The following is a 23294-nucleotide window of genomic DNA, read 5'->3' as shown; positions in this document are numbered from 1 at the left end:
TGGGTCGAATCAGGACAAGCAGCGTAGTTGAACGATATCCGCTAACCTAAGGAGAGCAGCGCTTCAGCTCTAGCTTACAGCCTCAGGTTAGTGAATTTCCAGGATATGCAGTTAAGACCCAATTCCGCTTTTCCGCTCAATACCTACATTCAAGGCAGCGGCTATCCCATTTTGTGCCTGCATGGTCATCCGGGTACGGGAAAAAGCATGTCGGTGTTCACCCGGCATTTATCAAAACGCTTCAAAACCCTGGCTCCCGATCTGCGGGGCTATGGCGGCAGCCGCCCGACGGATGATTTTGAATTAGAAGATCACCTCATTGATTTAGAAGCTTTGTTAGACCAGCAGCAGATTGATCGCTGTTTGCTGTTGGGCTGGTCACTGGGGGGAATTTTTGCGATCGAGCTGGCCTTGAAGTTTCCCGAGCGGATCAGCGGCTTGATTCTGGTGGCAACGGCAGCGCGTCCTTGGAGCAGTCATCCGCCGGTTTCGTGGGAAGACAATTTGCTGACCGGGATCGCTTCGCTGATCAACCTAGTCAAACCGGGCTGGCAGTGGAACATTGATACCTTTGGCAAACGCTCACTCTACCGCTATCTGATTCAGCAGCACACGGCAGCGGCCTATCAGTATTTGGCCGCAGAAGGCACCTCGGCCTATTTGCAAACCTCTGCTGCCGCTAGTCGCGCCCTGAATCGGGCCATTCGTAATGGCTACAATCGCCTTGCCCATCTTGACCAAATTACCTGCCCAGTGCTGATGCTGGCGGGTACCGAAGATCGGCACATCACCGCTGCAGCGAGCCTAGAAACCGCCAAAGCGCTGCCCGACTGCCAAACTCACTGCTATGAGGGAGTGGCCCACCTGTTTCCGTGGGAGATTCCCGATCAGGTGTTGAGGGATATCGACGCTTGGATAGCTCAGCATCCAGAGATGATCACATTTGACCGCTAAAGGCCGGTGAAACGCCACGGGTGGCTTGGGCATCGGTGGTTTCATCAAAAATGGTGAGCTGGTTGGGTTTGCAGCGCTTGATTGTCACCCGGATGGCTTTTGCGCCTTCCTGCTCCAAATCTTCGACAAAGCCTGACTGGTCAGACTCTGCTTCACTCGCACTGGCATAGGGGCCAAAGTAATATGTACAATTCGGCGATTCCGTGGTGATTTCAATCCACCAAGCCAGACCAAGAAATTCCAGCGTGCTCAACCAAAGTTCATTCATATGCTCTCACCAGTTTGCCGGATGCGATGACATAGAGCTACATGCCGAAGACCTGCCGCCACCCTAATAGGGCCGCCCGCACCATCAATCTTTTTTACACTCTGTTTATACTGTGTTACACATGCTTTTGCAAAGCCTCTTTTGATACGGTTTTGAGATGAAATCGCTGGGATCGTCGCTGCCGAAAAACTTCATAGAGCACCATACCAGCGGCAACAGAGGCGTTCAAGCTTGGAACATGACCCTGTAATGGAATTGAAACCAGCGCATCACAAGCTTTTTGCGTGAGCAGACCCAGCCCTTCACCTTCCGAACCAATCACCAGCGCGATCGCTCCGCTGAACGTTACAGCATCAACGGGCTGATCAGCTTCAGCAACGGTGCCGTAAATCCAAAAACCAGCACTTTTTAATTCTTCCAAGGCTCGCCCTAAGTTGACAACCCTTGCAACTGGAAAAGTTTCTAAAGCTCCGGCAGCCACCTTGGCCACAGTAGAAGTAACAGCAGCGGCGCGACGTTGCGGGATCACTAGGCCTTGGGCACCCAATGCTTCTGCGGTGCGAATAATAGCGCCCAGATTGTGGGGATCGGTAATGCCATCGGCGACGACTAGAATCGGCTGATCGGTAACTGCCTTTGCCTGCTGAATCAGCTCACTCAATTCTAAATAGGCATAGGATGCCACCTGAGCTGCAATACCTTGATGGGTGGCTCCGTGGGTGATTTGGTCTAAGCGGCGGTAATCTACTTCGTCGATCACGGCACCATCTGCTTTGGCCTGGGTCAGCAAGCCATGAAAGCGGGGATCATAGCGCAGCTTTGAGGTTACCCAGATCCGGTTCAGGGAGCGCTCGCCATCCAGGGCAGCCAGAACGCTGTGACGACCATAGATCAGATCATTGTCGGTTTCGCTGGCTAGAGTCACAGAGGAAGGAGATGACGTTTCCCTGGCATCATTGAGGTTTGGTGTATGGTCTCTTGATTCGGGCGATCTCGTTTCGTGGGATCGCTGATGCCGCCGTTGCGGTTTGGCCTCTGCAGCACCGGATTGAGAGCGGGGACGACGGGGTTTATCGAACCGATCCTCGAATTCTGCCGGACGGGATCGCCGAGCTGTGCTGCGACCTTTGGGGCCAGGTTTGGCTAATTTAGGTGCGTCTGGTTTGCCATTCGTTTTTGCACTGGGTTTGGCGTTGGGTTTTGCTCCCGACTTATCGGCTTTGCCTGACTTGCGAAATGGCTTGGAGGTCTTGGGGGTGCGGCGCTGTTTTTCCATGAGGTTCAGTTCCTTGTCTGTTCTGAAGGTTTATTCTGAAAGTCTGTTTTGATATTGATGATTTGGTGCAATCAAGGCTTGAAATTTAGCCATGCTCGGCTATCTCCTCCGGCCACACTCAGGCAAACTAAAATCTGGCCTCCTGCATCACTGGATGAGTAATCTCGCCTGCACCAGATGATCTCTCACCGGTTACAGGCAACCCTACAACAGGTTACACAGGCGAGGCAGGCATTGCTTCGGTCGTCTCTTCGCTCATCAGTTGGAGCTGACCCAAAAGCTCTACCAATCGTTCGGGATCGCAAAGATACAGATAGCCGAGCAGGGTTTCTAGACCAGTGGCTTGCTGATAGATTTCGGCATCAACTCGCTTTTGGCGCTTGGAGGCGGCGTTTCTACCGCGACGAATCAGGTCGGACTCGGCTTCGGTCAGGTGAGGCTGAAGCGATTGCAAGTGACGGGCTTGGCTTTCGGCCCGTACCTGCGCCACCACCTGTTCGTGATAGGTATGCAGCTTTTTCGGCGGCAGAAGGTAATGGGTGCGTACATATAGTTCATACACCGCATCTCCAATATAGGCTAGGGCTGCTGGAGAGAGCTGCTGAATCTGGACCAACCGATTGAGGGGAGAAGCCTCGCTAGACAACAAAGCAGCAGACAGGCCGATCAACTGCCTGTCTGCCAGTGTTTTCGAGCCAGAATGTTCATTTGAAGTCACCTTGCCTCTGGCTGATCCCGACGAAATAGGGCTGTTTCAAATTCATCAAAAATTCGACTAAATACGCCTGCCTTAAACCTCCGATATCGTACAGACGTTTTGCGACTGTACAGACGTTTCGCAAAACGTCTCTACTGCTGCCTAATTTAAACCTCTATCGTACAGACGTTTCGCAAAACGTCTCTACTTTGCCTTGATATTCTCTAGGGCAATCTCTACAGAGGGCTGAAGAGACAAAAACTGCTCTAGCCTGACTAGCTTCACAGTTTGTGTGACTCTAGGATTGGTTACGATTTGCAGCGTGCCACCCGCATTCTGCACTTTTTTGGCAAGCTGAACGAGGGCACCGAGACCAGAGCTGTCAACAAAATCGATCTGAGAGAGGTCTAGAACAAAATTCTTGGGACCTTCTTCGACAAACTTATCTAGCACCTTGCGGAAGGTTGGCTCAGAAAATGCGTCTAGCAACCCAGCAAGGCGAAACAGTTGGCAATTGTCCCTAACTTCGCGAGTGCCTCTCAAACTGACGGTCAGGGTAAGTGTGTCTGGAATAGGACCCTCCTCGCTACCAAAGCAGTCACAGGAAAACAAATAATTCGAGGTTTAAGTATAAGTCAGGATCTTGCCATATGCAAGCTAACCCTCAACTTTACCTCAAGGTTGATAATTCAATTCAGTATAGCGAGAATCAATCTCCTTGCGGGTAGTCCTGCCAGAGGGTTGTCGTCTGCCGCAGGCTGGTATAGTTGCCATTGCCCAAAATCAGGTGATCCAGCAGCGGAATGCCCAATAGCTGCCCGCCCTGAAGCAGTTGGCGTGTCAAAGCAATATCTTCGGGACTGGGGTCTACATTGCCAGAGGGATGATTGTGAGCTACCACCGCCCGCACGCCGCCTTGGCGAATAATCTCCCGAAAAATCTCGCGTGGATGGGCCAATGTTTCGGTGGCGGTGCCAATGCTGATAATTCGGGTGCCCAACAGGCGATGCTTCACATCTAGCAGCAGGATGGCGAATCGTTCCTGCGCCTGCCACATTAGATCGGCACTCAATACGGCTGCGGCCACTGCGGGGTCATCAATCACCGTCTTCTCAGTCGGAGCTGCGGCCAACACCCGCTTGCCCAACTCAATCGCTGCTAAAATCGTCGTCGCCTTAGCCGGACCAACGCCGGGAATCTGGGTCAACTCATGCACACTGACTTCCCGCAGTGCTGCTAATGGGTCTCGCTTATGTTCGCCCAGCTTTTGCAGAATGTACTGCCCCAGCCCCACGGCAGACAGTTTGCCCGCGCCCTGTCCTGTCCCCAACAGAATCGCCAGCAGTTCTGCGGTGGTTAAACTTTTGGCTCCATGCGCCATTAGGCGTTCACGCGGTCGTTCGGTACTGGGTAGATCGGCAATTCGCAGGCTGTAGGTCATAGCAGGGCTGCCTAGATCAGGCGCAGTCAACTGTTTTCAGTAATCCCAGAAGGGCTGGCAAATAACAACATCAAAAACGGCTGAACAGCTCTCGGTTCATCTCTCAGCTCTCGGTCAGTGATACACTCATCTAGACCAATCATTACAACCAAATCTGTTCCGGTACAGGCCACAGAGTTGATGCCGTATTTATGCAATTAGAGTTTGTCCCAGTTGAAGAGTTTTATTTTGCCCTCACCTTGGCTGTCAGGACGCTTGAAGAATTCGGCAGCCCAGAACTAGTCGAGCAGGTGCGCTCCCGGCTGCAAGAAAAATTTGGTCAGCCGTCCACGGTGGCCGCCGCTAAGCAAAATACATTCAACTATGTCTTTCTGGTGCAGGATTATGACAACAGCCCTGCGCCCCAGTTGGTGGTTTCAGTGGCCGATTGGCAAGACAAACTCCGCCTCAGCAGCGACTACGGCTGGACCCTCGACGCCGAACGCAAGCCCGTCCGCACCGAACGGTTTGAACAGCGGGGCGAATTCAGCCAAGCCCTGCGTGCCCACCTCTCTGATTGGTTAGATCTGCCTCTGAACTGATCCCTGCCGCTCCTTCCTGCTCCCTCTATGACCCCAGCCTTGTTTCAAATCGAAAACCTGCGAGTCGCCTATCCCAATGCCCGTCAAGCCAACGGAACTGAAGTTGCTTGGGCTGTTGATGATGTTTCGTTGATGCTTCAGCCGGGAGAGCGGTTGGGGTTAGTGGGCGAGTCGGGCTGTGGCAAGTCTACCCTAGGGCGAGCAGCGATGCGGTTATTGCCGTCGGAGACGCGGATCGAAGGACAGGTGCGATTCAACGGTGAGTCGGTGTTTGACTTTGCGCCAGAGCGATTACGCCAGTTTCGCGGCGAGGCGATTGCCCTGATCTTCCAAGACCCGATGACCCGCCTAAATCCGCTGATGACGATTGGTGAGCATTGTGTGGAAACCCTGCGATATCACCAGTCCAACCTCTCAAAGCAGGCGGCCAAAGAAAAGGCGCTGGCCACCCTGGAGGCGGTCAAAATCCCAGCCAATCGCTGGAACCAGTACCCCCATGAATTTAGCGGCGGTATGCGGCAACGGGTGGCAATTGCGCTGGCCCTAATGCTTAATCCCAAACTAATCGTGGCCGACGAACCCACCACCAGCTTAGATGTCACCGTCTCGGCCCAAATCCTGCGCGAACTGACCCGCCTCTGCGAAGAACGCCAAATGGCCCTGATGCTGATCTCCCACGACCTAGCCATGGTCGGCGAATACTGCGACCGCATTGCCGTCATGTATCAAGGCAAAGTCGTCGAAACCGGCCCCGCCCTCTCAGTCCTCACCCACCCCCAGCACCCCTACACCCAATCCCTGCTCAAAGCCGCCCTCCACATTCAATCCGGCAGCCAAGGCTTAACCAGTCTCCAAGCTGAACGAACAGAAGACTCAGAACCCCGCTTCGAAGAAGCAAACTACGAAATTTCTCCTTCGGAGACGCGACGCGACCCAAACTCAGCACTCAAAACTCAGCACTCAAAACTCAGCACTCAAAACTCTTCCCCCCTCCTCCGCCTAGAAAACCTCCAGCAGCACTATACCCTCGAACAAAACTTTGTGGCTCGTCTGCTGTCCGCCTCGGAAGACCGCACGATTCGGGCTGTGGATGGCGTGACGCTGGAGCTATATCCGGGTGAAATCTTGGGGCTAGTGGGCGAGTCCGGCTGTGGCAAAAGCACCCTGTCGCGGACGATCCTGCATCTGATTCGTCCGACCGCAGGCAGGGTTGAATTTCTGGGTCAGAATCTCACCCAAGCCTCTGGTCAGGAATTGCGACAACAGCGTCGCCAAATGCAGATGGTGTTTCAAGATCCCCACGCCTGTTTGAATCCCCTGATGACCGTAGGTGAAAGCATCGCCGATCCGCTGTTGATCCATCGCCTCGCGGATGCTCCAACCGCCAGACAACAGGTGATCCAAATGCTAGAACGGGTCGGCCTCACTCCCGCCTCCGACTACTACGACCGCTATCCCAAGGATCTATCCGGTGGCCAGCAGCAGCGAGTGGCGATTGCCCGCGCCCTGATTACGCGCCCCAAACTGCTAATCTGTGATGAGCCGGTGAGTATGCTCGATGCCAGCGTGCAGGCCCAGGTACTGGAGTTAATGCTAGAGCTGAAGCGCGAGTTTGACCTCACCTACCTGTTTATTACCCATGACCTCTGGGTGGCCCGCTTTTTGTGCGACCGGATTGCGGTAATGAATGCCGGCAAAATTGTGGAGCTGGGCACCATGGCAAGCGTGTTTAGTAATCCGCAGCATCCTTATACAAAAACGCTGCTGGAGGCGGCTCCGCTGCTATCCCGGTTAAAAACCCCGATTTCAAATTGATCCGGTTTGATTTTGAACCATGAACTATGTGTAGTATTCTTAAGAGGATTTGATGCTTGCCCTGCCTCGGCCCGATTTCAGCCATACAGCAGTCGGATGCTGTGGGTGAGGGTGCGTTCTGTCCATCGGTATACCTATTGGAGGCTATACATCTGGACGGTTGCACAGGCTCAGAATCAATTGCATAGTTTTCACTTGAATTAGCAGGCTGGTACAGAGCGTTCCATGTTTGGTTTAATCGGTCATCTTACGAGTTTGGAACATGCCCAATCGGTGGCGCGAGAGCTGGGTTATCCCGAATACGCCGATCAAGGATTAGATTTTTGGTGTAGTGCCCCGCCCCAAATTGTGGACACCATCACGGTTACAAGCGTAACGGGGCAGAAAATCGAAGGGCGCTATGTCGAGTCTTGCTTTTTGCCAGAAATGTTGGCGACGCGACGCATCAAGGCCGCAACCCGCAAAATCATCAACGCCATGGCCCATGCCCAGAAGCACGGCATTAACATCACCGCCCTCGGCGGTTTTTCTTCGATTATTTTCGAGAATTTTAACCTCCAGCAAATCCGGCAGGTGCGCAACGTCAAACTGGAGTTTGAGCGGTTTACAACCGGGAACACCCATACCGCCTACATTATTTGCCGTCAGGTCGAGCAGGCATCGAAGCAGGTTGGGATTGATCTGTCGCAGGCAACGGTAGCCGTCTGTGGCGCAACTGGAGATATTGGTAGTGCCGTCTGCCGCTGGCTGGATGCCCGCACCGATGTAGCCGAGCTGCTGCTGATCGCCCGTAACCAAGAGCGCCTCCAGGCTCTGCAAGAGGAATTGGGCCGTGGCAAAATTATGAGTCTGGAAGAAGCGCTGCCCCAAGCTGACATTATTGTTTGGGTTGCCAGTATGCCCAAGGGCGTCGAGATCGATCCCACTACCCTGAAGCAGCCCTGCTTGCTAATCGACGGCGGCTATCCCAAAAACCTGGGCAACACGATCAAGCATCCGGGTGTGCATGTGCTGAACGGTGGCATCGTGGAGCATTCGCTCGACATCGACTGGCGGATTATGAGCATCGTTAATATGGATGTCCCGGCGCGTCAGTTGTTTGCCTGCTTTGCCGAATCGATGCTGCTAGAGTTTGAGAAGCTCTACACCAACTTCTCCTGGGGCCGCAACCAGATCACCCTAGAGAAAATGGATTTGATCGGTCAGGTGTCGGTGAAGCATGGGTTTCGGCCACTGCTGATCCCAAGCAGTTGAGCGGCGCGGAAAAAATCTGACGCCAGCTAAATCTACTGTCGCAGCATCTTCAAAAGTTGCGCGGGGCGAGCGTTTTTCACAGCTGGATAGCGGTCTGGATGGTGGGTCAGCATGTAGTGCTCGTACTCATACCAGTGCATGTCGGCCTTTTCTTGGTTACAGGGTCGGCAAATCACCCACAGGTTTCTGAAGTCCAGTGACAACCAAGGATACTGGGCACGAGGCAATTTGTGATCGATAGTGCGACCGCCCTGGTTAGAGAAGCGTTCGCCACAAATCGGGCAATGCCAATCTGAATGGTCCCTGACCCAATTCTTGCTCTCTTGAGTCGTTTCACATTCGCTATCGCCATTGACATAGCGCCAGTAATCAAACTTGCGGTAGTCTTCAAAATCTTGAGGCGTGAGGCGATGGTAATGTCTATTGCCAAATCGATTGGCAAGGTGAAATAACTCTTGCAGGCTCTTATCATCTAAGTTCATACGTGACTGGGGAATATAATCTAAAGGATTTAATCTTCATCGTTTGCGTGGCTTTCGAGATGAAGGTTTAGCCGGTTTACTGAAGTCAATGATTTCAACTTCTGTATCAGGAAACTGTTGATCGATTTGCTCGCAGATCTGATTGACTTCCTTGGCGAGTTTCTGGTGGGAATCTTCTATTTCTTCAGGCGACAGATATTTATTGCCAATCCGATCCGCTTCTAAGAATAGTTCTTCTAGAGGTAACTCTTCAAATCGATATTTTTCTAGAAAATCATTAATTGTTTCATATAGCCGAATCACATTGTCCCAACCTACATTGCGGTAGTTGTTCTGTTTCAACCACTGCTGATCGGCTAGTTTAAGCTGAAGCCGATTTTCTGAGTTTGCCCGCTGTACATCACGGTAACTCATGCCGTTATAAGTTCTTTGCTTGCTGCCCATGCAACTCTCTTCCTATTTTCAACCGAGTGTCCATTTAAATAGACGAATCAGGGCTTTCCGAATTTCGCTATCTTCGTACTTCAGCAATTCATTTGTGTCTCTAGCCAGCTTCAGCTTGATGGCGTCTACTATATTCTTGAGCGCCTTGTTATCTCGCTTAAGCTGGTCATTCGCTTCCACAAGAGTTGTATTCTCCGTGGTTAGAGATTCCACCTTATCGCTCAATTCGATGGTTTGAGAAGATAAAACTTTGACTTCAGTTTCTAATTGCTGCTTTTCTTGTTCTAACTGTTTCTTGTGCTTTTCCAAACTGACTTTCGAGGCTTCTAAAGCCTGGATTGATGCTTCTAATTCTGCATATTCAGAACTAAGAGTTTCCAATTTCCTTTCTGCCTGGCTGCGTCTTCTACCCAGAGCAGCATTATTGCGCCCTAATTCAGCATTTTTGCGAGAAAAAGATTCGACTAACTTAAGTGCGCTTGGCTCACGCTCAAGCAAATCTAATAATCGTTCGCATTCTGCCTCACTTAATGGTCGGCTAACATTTTTATTGATGCCATATCTTTTCCTCAGAATATCTTGCAATTCATTCTTGGACACCATTCAGTCATCTCCAACAATTCATCTGTAGAAAGTTGCCTTTCAGTTGCTATGTTTCCCACTGCAAACTAACAAAATTGCTTCAAGCCCAGCGATGCGGCCAGTAACATTCTTCTGACTCCTGACTCCTGGCTCCTGAACAAACACCGCCAAATCAACAATTATTGACAAATCCCCGCCTACGCTTGTGCTAGCTGGATGTTTCCTTTATGCTGATTTTTGCCGGAGATTTCCGGTAGTTCCAAACAGGCTCAAGGCACGGAGCGCTGATTAGGAGTGCAGCCACACTGCCTAACCAGCTAACCTAACTTCCTGAAATAGGCAGGAGGCCAGGCTGTATTGATTATCAATCGCCTCGCTGATGCAAAACAAGTGGTTAGGGACCACCTCGCCTTGGGCTTTTCTTCTATCACGAGGCAAATTCTATGACGACAGAGTTCAACGAACTGCTGCCTTCTTCGCCTGAGGATGCAGTTCAGATTTGGATTATTGGCAGCCGCGACCAGGTGATTCACAAAATGAACGAATTTCATGTCAGGCGGTTGGTGCCCGATCGCGCTCGCTTTACGCCGCTGATTCCGGCTCCGGTTCCGGGTAAGGTGATGACGGTGCTGGTCTGCTAGCGTTGCCTGGGTTGGATTGCAATTCGGTTGCACTGGCTTACATAGCTGTTGCATCGAGTTGCAATTCGATTGCATATACTCACCCAATCACAAACTCAAAATTTGTACGAATGGCCCAGCGTGCAGCAGCGCTGAATTCAGCTTCATGGCGAGTTTGTCATAGCCTTCAGTTGCAGAGCCTCTGCGCTGATCATATCTGTTTGGCACAAATCTCAGATTAAAGCTCAATAGATTAGAAATTCATCCCTGGGCTGTGTTGTTAGCGGACTTCCGCCGTTAGCCCACCGTTCACGTGCGAGTGGGCTAATGATGCAATGAATGATCTTGATTTGCAATCTCCTAAAGCTGAGTCGCTACCTGTCTGATGCCCCAAAAAATTAAATTCGGATCAACCTTAATTTGAGCCGCCAAATCAGGAGCCTGCTGCCGCAGCAGATCGATTAGCAACGAAGCATCGCCACCTGTGAGCAGAATTGCTCCCCTAGAAAACTGCTGTTGCCATGCGGTGACAAAATCGCGAATCCCTGCTAGCAGCGAATAGAGCACCCCACTCCAGATGGCATCATCAGTATTGGTAGACCAACGCTGAGGTAAGGAAACTTGACGATTCGAGAGATGGGGCAACGCGGCAGTATGTTCAGCCAAGGAACGCAATTGTAGCCGCAGTCCGGGCAAGATCGCGCCGCCGACTAGCCGTGCTTCTGCATTGGCTCCTGTAAACGTCAGTCCTGTTCCCGCATCGATCACCAAACTGGGCAGACCATGAACCGTTGCCGCTCCCAGTAGCGCTAGAGCACGGTCAATCCCCAATGTGGCATATAGTCCTGTGATGGGAATTGCAGCTAGCGTGATGACTTGAGTCTGAGGATACGCCTGCCAGAGGGGCACTTGAGCTGGAATCGCCGAAGCTAGCCAGAGCGGTTGTGAGGCTGGGATGTAGGGCAAGACGTTCGGTACAGTCGGCAATTCTGCCGTTAGGCGTTCCGCACAGGCGGCAAAATCAAACTGATGCTGGGTTAAATCAGCGATTAGCTCAGATGAAAAATGAGGCGTATCCCAGGCTTGCTGCAACGTTATGCCCCTGAACCAAGCCCAGTGCAACCTTGAGTTGCCAATCATCAGCGCCAGCCAGCCAGAATTAGCCATGACGCTCAGGTATTGCGATCAAATTCTTAAGCATAGTCTCAGAATTTCTAGCCAGTTCACCCTCCATACTCTATAAATAGCAAGTCGCTGCTTATTCATAAAGGCGTCTCCTTTTTTCATGGGCATTGGATTTGGACGGGAAATTTGCGGCAATCTCGACATTGCGGCATCGCGAGAATGGCTGGTGACAAATGGAATGGGTGGCTATGCTTGCGGTACTGTAGCGGGCGTTTTAACCCGGCGGTATCACGGACTGCTGGTTGCGGCCCTCCAGCCTCCTCTGGGGCGAACCCTGATGCTGACCAAGCTAGAAGAAATTGTCCACTATGACCAGCAGGTTTATAGCCTTAGTACGGATCGCTGGGCTGATGGCAGCGTAGACCCCCAAGGCTATCGCTATATCGAGCATTTTGCCCTCGAAGGAACTGTCCCTACCTGGCGGTATGCCTGTGCCGATGCGCTGCTGCAAAAACGAATCTGGATGCAGCCGGGAGCCAACACCACTTATATACAGTACGAGTTGCTGCGGGCCAGTCAGCCAATGGCGCTGTTTGTCAAATCCCTGGTTAACTACCGCGATCATCATGGGTGCATTCGCAGTTGGGGTTGGCAGATGGCCGTCGAGCGCGTCAGTCAGGGAGTGCAGGTCACGGCCTTTGCGGAAGCCGTGCCGCTGTATTTGCTTAGTAGTCAGGCGGAAGTTTTGACTCTGCACGATTGGTACTACAACTTTGATTTGGCCACCGAACGCTACCGGGGGTTAAACGACCGCGAAGACCACCTGCATGCCGCTACCTTTCACCTGGCGCTGAATCCGGGCGAATCGCTCACCATTGTTGCCAGCACCGCACCTGAGCCAGAACTCAACGGCATCCAAGCCCTGAAGCAGCAGCAAAGCCGAGAACAGAAATTGCTCAACCTGTGGCGCACCAGCCGTCCAATTGGGGCCAAAGAGCCGTCTAGCTGGCTGCATCAGTTGGTGTTGGCGGCGGATCAGTTCATTGTAGACCGCACGGTGCCCGCATCGGTGAGTGGAGCGGTAAGTGAGTCAGAAACCGAAGGATTAAACGGTAAAACTATCCTGGCCGGCTATCCCTGGTTTAGCGACTGGGGACGCGACACGATGATCAGTCTGCCTGGTTTAACCTTGACCACCGGACGCTCGGAAATTGCTCGCCTGATTTTGCGCACCTTTGCCCAATATGTCAGTCAGGGTATGCTGCCGAATCGCTTTCCCGATGCTGGCGAAGAACCGGAGTACAACACCGTTGACGCCACACTCTGGTACTTTGAGGCCATTCAGCAATATTACAAAGCCACGCAAGATGATGACCTGCTGGCGGAACTGTTTCCGATTCTGGCTGAGATTATCGACTGGCACTGTCGCGGCACCCGCTACAACATCCACCTTGACCCAGCCGATGGTCTGCTGTATGCGGGCGGTCCCGGTCTTCAGCTCACCTGGATGGATGCTAAAGTAGGCGACTGGGTAGTAACGCCACGCACTGGCAAGCCCATCGAAGTCAATGCCCTCTGGTATAACGCTCTGCGCACGATGGCCAAATTTGCGCGTCTGTTGGGCAAGCCCCATCAAGAGTACGAAGCGATTGCTGACCGCACACTGGCTCGCTTTGTTCGGTTTTGGAATGCTGATTTGGGCTATTGCTATGACGTACTTGACACCCTAGATGGAGACGATGCTTCTCTGCGGCCTAACCAAATTTTTGCCGTGTCGTTGCCCAACAGTCCGCTAACGGCAGTGCAACAGCGAGGAGTGGTCGATGCCTGTAGCCGTGCTCTCTTAACATCTTACGGACTGCGTTCCCTGGCTTCCGATCACCCCGACTATCACGGACACTATGGGGGCGATCCGCTTCGGCGCGATGGCGCTTACCATCAGGGCACTGTCTGGGGGTGGTTGATGGGACCATTTGTGCTGGCGCATTTGCGGGTCTATGGCAACCCGGTTCAAGCCCGACAGTTCCTAGAGCCAATGGCCGATCACATCTTCACCCACGGTTTGGGAACCTTGAGCGAAATTTTTGACGGCGACCCACCCATAACCCCTAGGGGCTGCATTGCCCAAGCCTGGACCGTTGCAGAAGTTTTACGCGCCTGGGATACAACGGAGTGTTAAGTTTTTTGAATGTTTTCATAGAGGAAACTCTACCCCGGCCGGCGATATTATTACCTAAATTAGCGGTCATTAGCCGATAGAATAAACTTGACTCGGTTGCATTGCAGGCATCTCCCCTGATTGGCGGAGAGCTGGCTTTTGCTATGCCTGAGCATCCTTGCTATCTAACCTCGTCCTTTTGTCACCCTTGCCACTTGTGAAATTATTTACCTTTCATACGCCTGAACTGACTCCCGCCGAGTCGCTGCCGGATTGTGCGATTGCCGTTGATGTGCTGCGAGCCACGTCCACAATCGCCACAGCTCTTGCAGCTAACGCCGAAGCGGTACAGGTATTCAGCAGTATTGAACAATTGATGCAGACCAGCGAGCAATGGTCGCCCGATAAGCGGCTGCGGGCCGGGGAGCGAGGAGGTGCAAAAGTGCCGGGCTGCGACTTGGGAAATTCGCCGCTAGACTGTACTCCTGACGTAGTGGAAGGGCGACGATTATTTATTAGCACCACTAATGGAACCCGCTGCTTAGAACGAATTCAGGCAGCTGAAACAGTATTGACGGCGGCGTTGATCAACCGCTCTGCTGTGGTGAACTACTTGTTGCGTTACCGTCCGGCTACGGTTTGGATTGTGGGGTCGGGCTGGGAAGGCAATTTTTCGCTGGAAGATACGGTTTGTGCTGGCGCGATTGTGCATCAGCTTGCGGCACGATTGGCAGGCGATGGTCATCCCCTCGAAGCCTTGGCCGGCAACGATGAAGTGTTTGGTGCAGTTGCGTTGTATACCCAGTGGCAAAACAACCTACTGGGCTTGATGCATCATGCGAGCCACGGGCAGCGGTTGCTGCGTCTGGACTGCCATGATGATCTCAAGTACTGTGCCCAAACCGATAGTTTGAATGTGCTGCCAATTCAGAAAGAGCCTGGTGTGCTCGTCAAGGCAGAATGAGCAGGCTCTTTAAGAGCGCTAAGAATTGTAGAATCCGGTCAGTTCCACGGCTTCTGGATGGCTTCCTGTCCAGCACACGCGAGTCAGGTTGGCATCGTCAAAGTTGGTGTGGTTAAGCTGAGCGTGGGAAAAGTTGGCTTTGGTGAGGTCTGCCTGACGAAAGCTGGTGCCCCAACGTGCGGTCAGGGTCGTTGCCAACCGCCGAATCACTACTTGCTTGGGATCGCCCTGCAGAGCACGCCAGCCCAGATAGATGCTCAATGCCATCACGGCCGGCACCACTGGAACGATTGATGTCACAATGTCGGTTGCAGCTACTATATAGCCAAACGTCAACAGGTAAGCACCCGCAACCCCAAGCCCAGCTTGGAGATTGAAGGTCCGGAAGGCTGCAAGTGCTGCGATGGTTGCCATTACAGTAGCTCCCGATACGGCACAAACAATCGTCAGCGCTTGGGCAATGGCGGAAGAAACGGCAATCGAAAGGGGGTTAATCAGCGTAGACAAAATTGGCCCAATGGCGGCAATCCCGACTGTCACCATGAAGGCCAGTGCAAAAACGCTAAATCCAGTTGTGATTCCTTCTAAAACAGAAATGAAGGCAAAAGCCAGCAACAGCATCACCATGGCCCAACCTGCGGTTACCTCTTGAAATGAGTTGGTAAAGGCGCGCAGTTCCAGGTTAAGCAGAGTTCCGACAAAGCCCGCTACTGCACCCAGCAGCACAGCAACTAGCACCAAAAACACGAGCAGTAAAATCGCTTCGCTTTGCTGCAACCCGGCTTGTACATTCGTAAAGTTTGCCCCCCGCAGAACGGCCTGACTGAAGTCTGTCCCACGGATATCAGAACCGCTGAAATCAGCTCCGGAAAGGTCTTGGCCAACGAAAGATTGTCCTCTGAGGTCTTGTTTTCGGAAGTTTCTTTCACCCTGGTGGTACAGATTCAACAGCTCTTGCTTATTCACACTACCTACCTACTTATGAGCTCAATTTAATGACGACTACAGATGATTTCAGGATGTTTACAGAACGCAAAACGATTTGGTAGGCACCTTGAGAAGATTGATCAAACGGCGACAATGGCTAGGGATATTTGTTATGTCAAGCTTAGGCAGTCCTTTAGACCAAATCTTTATTTCTCAATCTTTCTTATCGATCTATACTTCATCCCTGCTTCATCTTCAACTGCTGCACCAAGCAAGCCGCGATCCGGTCAGCTGCCCCAGAGACGCCCATCCGCCGCGCTCCATTGGCTTGGATCAACTGGAGCCGATCGGGATCCTGCAATAGGGATTGCACCACACTGACTATGCGGCTGGGTTGTTCAACGAGCGTCACACTTGGCCCCAGCAGGCGAGTCTGAGCTTCGGCAAACTTGGGGGTGAACTGTGGCCCCTTGCCCGGAAAGATAATCGCTGGTTTACCCAGGCCAACAAACTGTTCAGTCGCTGTGCCTGCCATAGCTAAGGCAAAATCAGCCTGATGCAAGCAGTCGTTGAATGCGCTAGTGAGGATCAGGCTGGTGCGGTACTGGCTAAACACAAGCTGGGAGCCAGAGCGGTCAGAGGGATTATCCACCGAGCCAGACAATCGCCAGCCATAAGCTTCCAACGTTCTTTGTAGTGGCACCGGGTCAAGCTGGGGAGCAACGGCAGCCAGAAATAACAATGGCCGCTGATTGCCCCAGGCCATCACTAGTGCCGATACGGCCTGTAAGAGAATTTGCCAATTTTCATAGGCCTCTGGAGGTCTGGAGCCGGGCAGCAGCACGAAGGTAAGACGGCACTGTTCTAGACCATCTGGATCATCTGGACCATCTGCCGCCATTGCCCACTTCATGCCGGTTGGTTCCAAGCCATCCATCATAGGATTTCCCAGATCAAAGGCTGGAATGCCCCATTTTTGCAGCACGCTTCTGGTGAGCCGATCTCGTGGAAAAACTGCCTTGCAACGAGGATGGGCCATCAACCAGCGCTCCCAGGGCAGAAACACCGAGCCAGACCAGCGCTCTAGCCGCTCAAACCAGGATTGTCTAGGTAGCCAGCCTTGCTCATCCCTTAGGTAATACTCCGACTTGGCCGTACCCACAAATCCATAGGCTGCTCCACTCCACCAGGCAAACAGTAGCGGAACGATATCGCCGACGGCCAGCACGACACCGCCCTGCTGCGCCCATTGCCGCACGGTTTTGAGTTGAGCCAGAGTCAGCTGTATCAATCCGCCTTGCAAATCGCGAGCCAGCTGACGACCGTCCATATAGATAAAGCCTCCAGAAGGCATCGACTGCACCGCACCCACAATCGGAATCCCGTGAGCACGATAGAATTCTCCTTGTCCGACAATCGGTAGGGCTGCCAGCTGGAGCTGTTTAGAGCGGCGCTGTAAGGCTTGCAAAATTCGTAGCGCAATCAAATCTTCTCCATGACCGTTACTGAGGCAAAGTAGCTGCATAGCACTGGTGAGTTGAAGGGGTGGTAGAAACTTGACCATTGGTCAGCCTACAAGGTTAGGGGCACTGACTCAACCCGCTTGGTCACGTGAAATAGCTTCAGACCTGTTTCCCAAGCAATGTCATCAACTGCTTACAGGCCTTGACAACTGTTTGGGCGTTCAGTCAATCGAGTTTCAGGCAGCCACAGGCAGCTAGTGAAAGGTGGAAAGGGAGATCAGGCACAAATCTTCTGCTGGTTTAGAGGAATCCACCGGCTAAATGCGTTAGTTTAATGAAAAATGGGTGAAATTCTGAGCTTCAGGAATTGAGCCACAACCCTCTTGTAGAAAATTCTGAAACAAACTAGGTTGTCCCGGCATCCCTTGTTCAGAATACAGTAGGCTGGATCTGAACTTTTCTAGAGAAACGATGACCACTGGGTTGGTCTTGATTGCAGCGGTGTTGGTCTTAGGTGGGGTGATTGCTACGGTGGGTGATCGCCTGGGTACACGCGTTGGTAAAGCCCGCCTCACCCTGTTTAATCTGCGTCCCCGCAGAACCGCTACCCTGATCACAATTTTGACGGGTGTGATTATTTCTGCATCTACCTTTTCGCTGCTATTTGCAGTCAGCGACCAACTCCGGACCGGTGTGTTTGAGCTAGAGAATATCCAAGACGACCTAAAAGAAACCCGCGAAGAACTAAAAGAAGCTCAGTCTGAGAAGGAGCGCATCGAAACGCGGTTAAAAAACGCTCGTCGGCAGCAGAATACTGCTCAGCGTCAGCTAGAACAGATTAACCGCTCGCTGCAGCAGGCAGTTGAGCAACAGGTGCAAACCCAAGCCCAGCTCAAAAGCACCCAGCAGCGCTTGAACGAAAGTCAGACTAAATTTCAGCAAGCGCAGCAGTTGCTCAGCACCGTTTCCCAACAGGCCGCGACATTACAGGCAGAAATTGAGCAGCTTCAAACCGACCGGCAAGAGCTAATCCGCCAACGCGATGCTGTGCGCGAACAAATTGCTCAACGCGATCAGGAAATTGCTCAGCGCGATCAGGCAATTGCCAGTCGAGAAACGAAACTCAAAGATCTAGAAAGCCAAATCGCGTTTCTGGCCCAACAAAAAGATACGCTGGAGCGCGAGTACGAAGATCTGCGCCGTGGCAATGTTACCCTGTTTCGCAACCAAACCTTAGCCTGGGGAGTGGTGCGGGTAGATGTGCCTAGTGCGGCTCCCAAGGCAGTAGATCAGCTATTGCAACGCGCCAATCAACTGGTTGCTCAAATCATTCAACCTGGTACGACCAAAGTCGATAATCAGGTGATTCGAATTACTAATGCGCAAGTTGAGCAGCTGGCTAATCAGATTGCCAGTGGGGAGGATTATGTGGTGCGCGTGATTTCTGCTGGCAATTATGTAGTGGGTGAACCTTGCGTTTTGGCTGGAGAAGCCTGCATTGATGTCATTGCTACCGCCGTTCCTAACCAGGTGGTGTTTCAGCAAGGAGAGGTGATTGCCACCACCACGGTCAATCCCACTGCCATGAACAGCCAGGTTGTGGCCGAACGCATTTTTCTGCTAATTGCGGCGGCTCAGTTTCGTTCTCGCCAAGCTGGAATTTTGGATGATACAGTCCGAATTGCCGATAACCGCCGTGAGACGGTCATGAGCTTTATTGAGCAAGTGCAGCAAAGCACGCTGCCGCTAGAAATTCAGGTCGTGGCTGCCGAAGATGCCTACACTGCGGGTGCCCAGCTAGAACTAATCGCTGTGCGAGACGGCCAGGTGCTGTTTAGTACCTCTTGATCGCTCTTACTCTGCAGTTTCTGTTTATCGCTTACCCTTGCCAACTTGCCGCTAGCCAACGTTTTAAATTGGAGCAAAAGACATCAAAAGACACTAGACAGGCTTCTCGCCATGCTCTAAAGTCTAGGGCAAGCGCAGCATCAGCCGTCCACTCACTTTGCTTACGTCCATGGCAACATCCTCCTTTGACTCCCCCGATCAGCCAGTCGTCTTAGGCTTTGATCCTGGTCGTCAGAAGTGTGGTTTAGCTGTGGTGGGCCTTGACCGCAGCCTCTACTATCATCAGGTGATTCCTGCCGAAGCGGCTATTGCAACTATTGCAGAACTGCGCCAACAGTTTCCTATTTCCATGATCGTGATGGGCAACCAAACTAGCGCCAATGAGTGGAAACAACGCCTCGCTGAAACTGCCGATCCGCCTCGAGTTGTGCTTGTAGACGAACGCTACACCAGCCTAGAAGCTCGTGAACGCTACTGGCAAATGTACCCTCCCCGTGGTCTGTCCCGCTTGTTACCTCAGGGAATGCGCACGCCTCCCCGCCCAATTGATGACATTGTGGCTATTCTACTGATTGAACGTTATCTAGAACAACTGACGAATCGTTTGAGTTGATGGCTGAAGGGCCGATCGCACTCTAATCATGCCCTAGCATAAGCACGTACTGGCAGTTTTGAGGATCAGATGTATGCAATTTGGGTTAGCTAAATTGCGTGATTTCTTCCACCGGATCGCTAGGTGGGTAGCTTTTTAAAATCTTTGTAGAAACCCTTGTCGAACTGGCCGTAGATTTACATAGTTTGCCTGCAAACTTGGCTAGGCTTATGCTGAGGGTAAAAGTGTTTACGCCTTTTTGAGCAACTTAAACTTAGACTACTCGTCTGTGAGTTTCTATGCTCACCTAGCCTTGAGAAACTAGCCTCGAGAAACACAAAAACTACTGCTATGTCTGATTCAAGCCAGCTAGAGACACTGCATCGCCTGCATCTTGTTGTCCTTAACTACCGTACACCCGACTTAACTGTAGATTGCTTACATTCCCTGGTAGACGAAGTGAAGGCACTGCCCGGCACTCACGTTACGGTGGTTGACAATGCCTCTGGAGACGGCTCGGTTGAAAAAATTTCTAGTGCCATTGCTCAATCAGGTTGGGGCGACTGGGTTACGTTTATGCCCCAAGAGAAAAATGGCGGCTACGCCTTTGGCAACAATGCGGCGATTCGGGCTGCCCTCGATACGCCTCACCCGCCAGAATACATTCTGTTGCTCAACCCTGACACAGTGGTGCGTCCAGGCGCACTGAAGGCGTTAGTGGATTTTATGGACACCCATCCCGATGTGGGGATTGCTGGCAGCCGTCTAGAAGATCTGGATGGCACACCGCAGCGCTCCGCGTTTCGCTTTCCGTCTATTTTTAGTGAGCTGGACGGCGGCTTGCGGTTAGGCATTGTTTCCCAACTCCTGGCAACCTGGGCGGTCGCACCTCCAGTGTCTGATGTGGCCTGCCAAACCGATTGGGTTGCCGGAGCGAGCATGATGGTGCGGCGGCAAGTGTTTGAAACCGTTGGTTTGATGGATGAAAAATATTTCCTCTATTTTGAAGAAGTCGATTTTTGTTTAGCGGCGCATCGAGCTGGCTGGCCCTGTTGGTATGTTCCCGAAAGTCGGGTGGTGCACTTCGTGGGCCAGAGTTCCGGTGTAACTGATACAAAACGTCAACCCAAACGCCGCCCAACCTACTGGTTTGATTCGCGTCGTCGCTTTTTTGTCAAAAACTACGGCTGGTGGTATGCCGTCTTAACTGAGGCAGCGTGGGCATCGGGTTATGCACTTTGGCGCTTGCGCCGTGCAGTACAGGGCAAACCGGATACCGATCCGCCCAATTTGCTCAGCGACTTCTTGCTCAACAGCGTTCTATTCAAGGGGGCAGAAATTTGAGTATTTTGAAAACCGCTGTTAACCAATCCCAACCGGTGATCTCTGCGGACAACGCGGCCACTAACCCAGCCAATGATGCCGCAACTGCAGCTCCTTTGTCTCTATGGCAGCAGATCCGAGAGGATTGGCAGGCCCACGGGCGTGACTGGACTAAGCCAGGGTTTCGGGCTGTAGCTGTTTACCGGTTTGGCGTATGGCGGATGCAGATTAAACCAAAACTGCTAAGAGCGCCATTCAGTCTTCTATACCGCTCGCTATACCGCAAAATCCGCAATGGCTATGGGATTGATCTCCCCTACACCGTCAAGCTGGGGCGACGAGTCGTGATCGAGCACCAAAACGGTATTATCATCCATGGTTTCAGCGTGATTGGCGATGATTGCATTATTCGCCAGGGAGTTACCCTGGGCAATCGCTACCTCGACCGTCCTGATGAGGCTCCCAAGCTCGGAGCACGGGTTAATGTGGGAGCAGGGGCAAAAATTTTAGGAGATGTGACAATTGGCGATGATGCTAGCATTGGCGCAAATGCCGTAGTGCTGTCAGACGTACCGAATGGACAAACGGCGGTGGGCATTCCAGCAAAACTTCTTCAAGCCAAGCCAGCACAGAGCTAGCTACAGAATGAATAGCTACAGAATGAATAGAACCAACAGAACTGGGATAAGAGATGCTATGGGTAAATTGCTCGATAGCATCTCTTAGTCTGTCTGCTGCTTTCCTACCATGGGGTGCATTGTGTTGAGATGCAGGCTGTGTCCTGTGGTTCTTAATGATCGTATTTTTAGTGTTTTTAAGTCTTACAGCCTTTTTCAGGCTAGTGAAGTACGAAAAACGGGGTGCAGGGGCAGTGCCCCTGTGTGGGGGCGAAGCCTGCACACCCCCCTATACCTCACATGGGTGAAAAACGCTGTATAGAGCGCATAATGCCCTTGCTTCATCTCTCACTTCACTGGAGTGTCTACCGCCGTTTAAAATACAACACCTGCAACCAATCCTTGTAGCTCAGCCACAAAAATCGATTGCAGGTGCCATAAGTCGGCCCCAGAATGCCCTAGAGATTAGAACAAGCCCAAGGTCAGAGACTTGTCAATCGGGAAAGTAGCGCCAATTCCCAACCAGAGGGTAACAGCCGTTCCGAACAGGAAGAATGCCATCGCAACGGGGCGGCGGAAAGGATTCTGGAACTTGTTAACGCTCTCGATGAAGGGGACTAACATCAAGCCCAGGGGAATTGCTGTCTGCAACGCAACTCCTAGCAGCTTGTTAGGCACAATCCGCAGAATCTGGAAAGCGGGATAGAGGTACCACTCAGGCAAAATTTCCAGGGGAGTGGCAAAGGGGTTACCCGGTTCGCCTACCATGGCTGGGTCGAGGACGGCCAAGCCAACGCAGCAGGCAATGGTACCCAGAATTACAACCGGGAAAATATAGAGAAGATCATTAGGCCAGGCTGGTTCACCGTAGTAGTTGTGTCCCATGCCTTTCTTGAGCTTTTCGCGTAAAACTGGATCAGCAAGATCCGGCTTCTTAACTGTTGCCATGACGGAGTGCTCTCCTTGGATAGAGTCAAAACATGCAGATCGGAAATGTCAGGTGCGGATATAGAAGCTAGTTTAATGGCAATCTAAGCAATTGCGTGCCTCAAAATCTGACATTCCCACCACTTTCTTACAGCAGGAATTACCTTAGGGTGAGACTTACAGGGGACCAGAAATACCTTGCTTCCGGATCATCAAGAAGTGCAGCAGCATAAACACTGCGATGGCCCAGGGCAGAACGAAGGTGTGCAGGCTGTAGAAGCGAGTCAAGGTAGCTTGCCCAACGCTTTCACCACCGCGCAGCAATTCCACCATTTGAGAACCCACAATCGGGATAGCTTCAGGTACACCAGAAACGATTTTCACCGCCCAGTATCCCACTTGGTCCCAAGGCAGGGAGTAGCCGGTTACACCGAAGGAAACGGTAATCACCGCTAGAATCACACCCGTCACCCAGGTTAACTCACGGGGCTTCTTAAATCCGCCCGTCAGATAAACCCGGAAGACATGCAGAATCATCATCAACACCATCATGCTGGCCGACCAACGGTGAATCGAGCGAATCAACCAGCCAAAATTTACCTCATTCATTAGATACTGCACTGAGCTGAAAGCCTCAGCTACAGTCGGTTTGTAATAGAAGGTCATTGCGAATCCAGTGGCAAACTGGATCAAAAAGCAGGTTAGAGTGATGCCTCCAAGGCAGTAGAAGATATTGACATGGGGCGGAACGTACTTGCTGCTGATATCGTCAGCAATGGCTTGAATCTCTAACCGCTCCTGAAACCACTGATAAGCTTTTGAGTCAGTTACCTGTTTAGTAAACATGAACAACAGTTCCGGGAGTGTTTATTACTGTCAATAAATGTAACATAGCTCTCAGCTTATTTGCAGTGGGGGAACGGTTGTCTCGTCAAG

The 23294-nt window shown here is 52.0% G+C and carries 24 protein-coding genes; 11 read left to right on the top strand and 13 right to left on the bottom strand.

Annotated elements, in window-relative coordinates; all coding sequences use genetic code 11:
- Positions 1–105: 105 nt before the first annotated feature.
- Positions 106–954, top strand: a complete 849-nt coding sequence (locus HJG54_RS18380; protein WP_316430510.1) for an alpha/beta fold hydrolase — start codon at positions 106–108, stop codon at positions 952–954.
- Here the strand turns inward: HJG54_RS18380 and HJG54_RS18375 are convergent.
- From HJG54_RS18375 to radC, 5 genes are all read right to left on the bottom strand, one after another.
- On the bottom strand, positions 938–1222 hold the full coding sequence (locus HJG54_RS18375) for a DUF1816 domain-containing protein (protein ID WP_316430509.1): 285 nt from the start codon (positions 1220–1222) through the stop codon (positions 938–940). The genes HJG54_RS18380 and HJG54_RS18375 overlap by 17 nt on opposite strands.
- A gap of 115 nt (positions 1223–1337) precedes the next feature.
- Positions 1338–2498, bottom strand: coding sequence for a 23S rRNA (guanosine(2251)-2'-O)-methyltransferase RlmB (rlmB, locus tag HJG54_RS18370; protein ID WP_316430508.1), 1161 nt, complete (start codon positions 2496–2498; stop codon positions 1338–1340).
- A gap of 214 nt (positions 2499–2712) precedes the next feature.
- A complete protein-coding gene (locus HJG54_RS18365) occupies positions 2713–3216 on the bottom strand; it encodes a ribonuclease III domain-containing protein (protein WP_316430507.1) in 504 nt (167 codons plus the stop codon).
- A gap of 183 nt (positions 3217–3399) precedes the next feature.
- Positions 3400–3738, bottom strand: a complete 339-nt coding sequence (locus HJG54_RS18360; protein WP_316430506.1) for an STAS domain-containing protein — start codon at positions 3736–3738, stop codon at positions 3400–3402.
- Between the two features lie 166 nt (positions 3739–3904).
- The gene (radC, locus tag HJG54_RS18355) at positions 3905–4636 is read right to left on the bottom strand and encodes a RadC family protein (RefSeq protein ID WP_316430504.1); all 732 of its coding nucleotides are present in this window, start codon (positions 4634–4636) and stop codon (positions 3905–3907) included.
- Positions 4637–4827: 191 nt separating this feature from the next.
- On the opposite strand from radC, the gene HJG54_RS18350 reads away from it, so the two are divergent.
- The 3 genes from HJG54_RS18350 (at position 4828) to HJG54_RS18340 (ending at position 8286) form a co-directional block, all read left to right on the top strand.
- A complete protein-coding gene (locus tag HJG54_RS18350; protein ID WP_316430502.1) occupies positions 4828–5217 on the top strand; it encodes a hypothetical protein in 390 nt (129 codons plus the stop codon).
- A gap of 27 nt (positions 5218–5244) precedes the next feature.
- A complete protein-coding gene (locus HJG54_RS18345; RefSeq protein WP_316430500.1) occupies positions 5245–7032 on the top strand; it encodes an ABC transporter ATP-binding protein in 1788 nt (595 codons plus the stop codon).
- Positions 7033–7257: 225 nt separating this feature from the next.
- The gene (locus HJG54_RS18340; RefSeq protein ID WP_316430499.1) at positions 7258–8286 is read left to right on the top strand and encodes a long-chain acyl-[acyl-carrier-protein] reductase; all 1029 of its coding nucleotides are present in this window, start codon (positions 7258–7260) and stop codon (positions 8284–8286) included.
- 32 nt (positions 8287–8318) lie between these two features.
- Here HJG54_RS18340 and HJG54_RS18335 read toward each other — a convergent pair whose 3' ends face one another.
- The 3 genes from HJG54_RS18335 to HJG54_RS18325 are packed head-to-tail and all read right to left on the bottom strand — an operon-like array spanning position 8319 to position 9815.
- Entirely contained in the window at positions 8319–8768 is a 450-nt protein-coding gene (locus HJG54_RS18335) for an HNH endonuclease (protein ID WP_316430498.1), read from the bottom strand.
- A gap of 36 nt (positions 8769–8804) precedes the next feature.
- The gene (locus tag HJG54_RS18330; RefSeq protein ID WP_316430496.1) at positions 8805–9212 is read right to left on the bottom strand and encodes a hypothetical protein; all 408 of its coding nucleotides are present in this window, start codon (positions 9210–9212) and stop codon (positions 8805–8807) included.
- A gap of 18 nt (positions 9213–9230) precedes the next feature.
- Entirely contained in the window at positions 9231–9815 is a 585-nt protein-coding gene (locus HJG54_RS18325) for a hypothetical protein (RefSeq protein ID WP_316430494.1), read from the bottom strand.
- A gap of 422 nt (positions 9816–10237) precedes the next feature.
- On the opposite strand from HJG54_RS18325, the gene HJG54_RS18320 reads away from it, so the two are divergent.
- The gene (locus tag HJG54_RS18320) at positions 10238–10435 is read left to right on the top strand and encodes a hypothetical protein (RefSeq protein WP_316430492.1); all 198 of its coding nucleotides are present in this window, start codon (positions 10238–10240) and stop codon (positions 10433–10435) included.
- A gap of 339 nt (positions 10436–10774) precedes the next feature.
- Here the strand turns inward: HJG54_RS18320 and HJG54_RS18315 are convergent, their stop codons facing one another.
- Entirely contained in the window at positions 10775–11581 is an 807-nt protein-coding gene (locus HJG54_RS18315) for a pantothenate kinase (RefSeq protein WP_316430491.1), read from the bottom strand.
- A gap of 118 nt (positions 11582–11699) precedes the next feature.
- Here HJG54_RS18315 and HJG54_RS18310 point away from each other — a divergent pair, with 118 nt between their 5' ends.
- Positions 11700–13718, top strand: a complete 2019-nt coding sequence (locus tag HJG54_RS18310) for an amylo-alpha-1,6-glucosidase (protein WP_316430489.1) — start codon at positions 11700–11702, stop codon at positions 13716–13718.
- 196 nt (positions 13719–13914) lie between these two features.
- On the top strand, positions 13915–14661 hold the full coding sequence (locus tag HJG54_RS18305; RefSeq protein WP_316430488.1) for a 2-phosphosulfolactate phosphatase family protein: 747 nt from the start codon (positions 13915–13917) through the stop codon (positions 14659–14661).
- Between the two features lie 18 nt (positions 14662–14679).
- Here the strand turns inward: HJG54_RS18305 and HJG54_RS18300 are convergent, their stop codons facing one another.
- Together HJG54_RS18300 and HJG54_RS18295 are read right to left on the bottom strand one after the other, a co-directional pair.
- Positions 14680–15627 carry a pentapeptide repeat-containing protein gene (locus HJG54_RS18300; RefSeq protein WP_316430486.1) on the bottom strand — a complete coding sequence of 316 codons (948 nt, stop codon included), beginning with the start codon at positions 15625–15627 and terminating at the stop codon, positions 14680–14682.
- A gap of 199 nt (positions 15628–15826) precedes the next feature.
- Positions 15827–17152: a lipid-A-disaccharide synthase-related protein gene (locus HJG54_RS18295; protein WP_316430484.1), complete on the bottom strand. Its 1326-nt coding sequence runs from the start codon at positions 17150–17152 to the stop codon at positions 15827–15829.
- Between the two features lie 370 nt (positions 17153–17522).
- Here HJG54_RS18295 and HJG54_RS18290 point away from each other — a divergent pair, with 370 nt between their 5' ends.
- The 4 genes from HJG54_RS18290 to HJG54_RS18275 all read left to right on the top strand — a co-directional run bounded on the left by HJG54_RS18290 (position 17523) and on the right by HJG54_RS18275 (position 21452).
- Positions 17523–18899 carry a DUF3084 domain-containing protein gene (locus HJG54_RS18290; protein WP_035997270.1) on the top strand — a complete coding sequence of 459 codons (1377 nt, stop codon included), beginning with the start codon at positions 17523–17525 and terminating at the stop codon, positions 18897–18899.
- Between the two features lie 169 nt (positions 18900–19068).
- The gene (gene ruvX, locus HJG54_RS18285) at positions 19069–19512 is read left to right on the top strand and encodes a Holliday junction resolvase RuvX (protein ID WP_316430482.1); all 444 of its coding nucleotides are present in this window, start codon (positions 19069–19071) and stop codon (positions 19510–19512) included.
- A 330-nt stretch (positions 19513–19842) separates the two neighbouring features.
- Positions 19843–20835: a glycosyltransferase family 2 protein gene (locus tag HJG54_RS18280; RefSeq protein ID WP_316430481.1), complete on the top strand. Its 993-nt coding sequence runs from the start codon at positions 19843–19845 to the stop codon at positions 20833–20835.
- Positions 20832–21452 (top strand): serine O-acetyltransferase, encoded by a 621-nt coding sequence (locus tag HJG54_RS18275; RefSeq protein WP_316430480.1) that lies wholly within the window; start codon positions 20832–20834, stop codon positions 21450–21452. Before HJG54_RS18280 ends, HJG54_RS18275 begins: the two co-directional genes overlap by 4 nt.
- Before the next feature lie 444 nt (positions 21453–21896).
- Here HJG54_RS18275 and petD read toward each other — a convergent pair whose 3' ends face one another.
- Together petD and petB are read right to left on the bottom strand one after the other, a co-directional pair.
- Positions 21897–22379 carry a cytochrome b6-f complex subunit IV gene (gene petD / locus HJG54_RS18270; RefSeq protein WP_035997261.1) on the bottom strand — a complete coding sequence of 161 codons (483 nt, stop codon included), beginning with the start codon at positions 22377–22379 and terminating at the stop codon, positions 21897–21899.
- A 156-nt stretch (positions 22380–22535) separates the two neighbouring features.
- The gene (petB, locus tag HJG54_RS18265) at positions 22536–23204 is read right to left on the bottom strand and encodes a cytochrome b6 (protein WP_035997257.1); all 669 of its coding nucleotides are present in this window, start codon (positions 23202–23204) and stop codon (positions 22536–22538) included.
- Positions 23205–23294 lie beyond the last annotated feature (90 nt).

The sequence above is a fragment of the Leptolyngbya sp. NK1-12 genome, assembly GCF_032598965.1.
Lineage (GTDB): Bacteria > Cyanobacteriota > Cyanobacteriia > Elainellales > Elainellaceae > Elainella.
This window is presented reverse-complemented; position numbering and strand designations above follow the sequence as displayed.

Bases quoted from the DNA above. Each gene is read 5' to 3' on its own strand.
- HJG54_RS18315 (WP_316430491.1), bottom strand. From the start codon at position 11,581: ATGGCTAATTCTGGCTGGCTGGCGCTGATGATTGGCAACTCAAGGTTG.
- HJG54_RS18310 (WP_316430489.1), top strand. From the start codon at position 11,700: ATGGGCATTGGATTTGGACGGGAAATTTGCGGCAATCTCGACATTGCG.
- rlmB (WP_316430508.1), bottom strand. From the start codon at position 2,498: ATGGAAAAACAGCGCCGCACCCCCAAGACCTCCAAGCCATTTCGCAAG.
- HJG54_RS18375 (WP_316430509.1), bottom strand. From the start codon at position 1,222: ATGAATGAACTTTGGTTGAGCACGCTGGAATTTCTTGGTCTGGCTTGG.
- petD (WP_035997261.1), bottom strand. From the start codon at position 22,379: ATGGCAACAGTTAAGAAGCCGGATCTTGCTGATCCAGTTTTACGCGAA.
- HJG54_RS18320 (WP_316430492.1), top strand. From the start codon at position 10,238: ATGACGACAGAGTTCAACGAACTGCTGCCTTCTTCGCCTGAGGATGCA.
- HJG54_RS18325 (WP_316430494.1), bottom strand. From the start codon at position 9,815: ATGGTGTCCAAGAATGAATTGCAAGATATTCTGAGGAAAAGATATGGC.
- radC (WP_316430504.1), bottom strand. From the start codon at position 4,636: ATGACCTACAGCCTGCGAATTGCCGATCTACCCAGTACCGAACGACCG.
- HJG54_RS18350 (WP_316430502.1), top strand. From the start codon at position 4,828: ATGCAATTAGAGTTTGTCCCAGTTGAAGAGTTTTATTTTGCCCTCACC.
- petB (WP_035997257.1), bottom strand. From the start codon at position 23,204: ATGTTTACTAAACAGGTAACTGACTCAAAAGCTTATCAGTGGTTTCAG.
- HJG54_RS18290 (WP_035997270.1), top strand. From the start codon at position 17,523: ATGACCACTGGGTTGGTCTTGATTGCAGCGGTGTTGGTCTTAGGTGGG.
- HJG54_RS18295 (WP_316430484.1), bottom strand. From the start codon at position 17,152: ATGGTCAAGTTTCTACCACCCCTTCAACTCACCAGTGCTATGCAGCTA.
- HJG54_RS18345 (WP_316430500.1), top strand. From the start codon at position 5,245: ATGACCCCAGCCTTGTTTCAAATCGAAAACCTGCGAGTCGCCTATCCC.
- HJG54_RS18330 (WP_316430496.1), bottom strand. From the start codon at position 9,212: ATGGGCAGCAAGCAAAGAACTTATAACGGCATGAGTTACCGTGATGTA.
- ruvX (WP_316430482.1), top strand. From the start codon at position 19,069: ATGGCAACATCCTCCTTTGACTCCCCCGATCAGCCAGTCGTCTTAGGC.
- HJG54_RS18340 (WP_316430499.1), top strand. From the start codon at position 7,258: ATGTTTGGTTTAATCGGTCATCTTACGAGTTTGGAACATGCCCAATCG.
- HJG54_RS18380 (WP_316430510.1), top strand. From the start codon at position 106: ATGCAGTTAAGACCCAATTCCGCTTTTCCGCTCAATACCTACATTCAA.
- HJG54_RS18280 (WP_316430481.1), top strand. From the start codon at position 19,843: ATGTCTGATTCAAGCCAGCTAGAGACACTGCATCGCCTGCATCTTGTT.
- HJG54_RS18335 (WP_316430498.1), bottom strand. From the start codon at position 8,768: ATGAACTTAGATGATAAGAGCCTGCAAGAGTTATTTCACCTTGCCAAT.